The sequence below is a fragment of the Pseudoalteromonas sp. 1181_04 genome, from assembly GCF_052850545.1.
This window is the reverse complement of record NZ_VXCS01000066.1, coordinates 1-1,472: the sequence shown is the minus strand read 5'-3', so window position 1 is coordinate 1,472 and position 1,472 is coordinate 1. Positions and strand designations below refer to the sequence as shown.

General features: G+C 36.8%; 1 protein-coding gene. It reads right to left on the bottom strand.

Features of this window, described 5'->3' with window-relative positions:
- Nucleotides 1-948: 948 nt before the first annotated feature.
- The gene (locus FW757_RS23035) at nucleotides 949-1,320 is read right to left on the bottom strand and encodes a GxxExxY protein (RefSeq protein WP_446441773.1); all 372 of its coding nucleotides are present in this window, start codon (nucleotides 1,318-1,320) and stop codon (nucleotides 949-951) included.
- Nucleotides 1,321-1,472 lie beyond the last annotated feature (152 nt).

Here is a 1,472-nt window from a genome sequence, read left to right as displayed (position 1 = left end):
AGAAGCTAGAAGCTAGAAGCTAGAAGCTAGAAGCTAGAAGCTAGAAGCTAGAAGCTAGAAGCTACCAATATCATAATCAGGCTCTTGCTCTTTAACAAAGCCCTTTATGTATAACAATTACACCAGCACTAAATAATATAAACTGAGGAGATCTAAATAAAAGTAAATCTATTGGCTTTCTAATCTCTACCTCTGTTCTACTCTTGGCCTCTGTGATGAATAAATCACTAAAAATATTCTACCACCGAGAACACCGAGGTGCTGCCTACACTGAGTAAAGGCCAAAAAATATAAATATATCAGCTCTTTAATCTCTACCTCTGCTTTCCTCTTGGCCTCTGTGGTGAACATATCACTAAAAATATTTTACCACTGAGAACACAGAGGTGCTTCGCTACACAGAGCAATAAGGTAAAAGCTATCTATTAACTCTCTACCTCTGTTCTCCTCTTGGCCTCTGTGGTGAATAAATCACTAAAAATATTCTACCACCGAGGGCTCAGAGGTGCTTCGCTACACAGAGCAATAAGGTAAAAGCTATCTATTAACTCTCTACCTCTGCTTTCCTCTTGGCATCTGTGGTGAATAAATCACTAAAAATATTCTACCACCGAGGGCTCAGAGGTGCTGCCTACACTGAGTAAAGGCTAAAAAATATAAATATATCAGCTCTTTAATCTCTACCTCTGTTCTACTCTTGGCCTCTGTGGTGAATAAATCACTAAAAATATTTTACCACCGAGGGCTTAGAGGTGCTGCCTACACTGAGTAAAGGCTAAAAAACATAAATATATCAGCTCTTTAATCTCTACCTCTGTTCTCCTCTTAGCCTCTGTGGTGAGAGCTTACTTAATTTTTTACCACCGAGAGCACAGAGTCGCTACGCTACACAGAGCAGTTAATTATAGAGAATTTTACTTTCCTCTGCGATGAGCTCATTTTGTCTCACTACACACTAATGCGCTTAATGCCATCAACTAATTTTATGACATTAAAATTAATCAATAAACCAGTTTTTATTCCACTTAATTTTAAATAAGTAATCAACTGAGCAGAATGAATTGGTGCAAGTTTATCAATTGCTTTCAATTCAATTATAAGCAGATCTGGTATCAAGATATCTAGCCTATAGCCTGCATCTATCTCCATGCCTTTATAACTAACTGGAAGCTCAATTTGACTTACAGCTTTTATGCCTATTTGTTGTAATTCGTAAATTAAGCAATTTTCATAGCTTGACTCTAATAAGCCTGGCCCAAGTTGTTTATGAACTTCAATAGCACAACCTATTACTTTTTGTGTTAAAAGATCTGTTTCCATGGCCTTCCTTAGCTTTAGCGATCACTTTTTAGTTTTTTGTCCTTAATGCTCTACCTAGTGAATAAATCACTAAAAATATTTTACCACTGAGAACACAAAGGCGCTTCGCTACACAGAGGAAAGACCAGTAAAAAGGAAATATAAATCTTTTA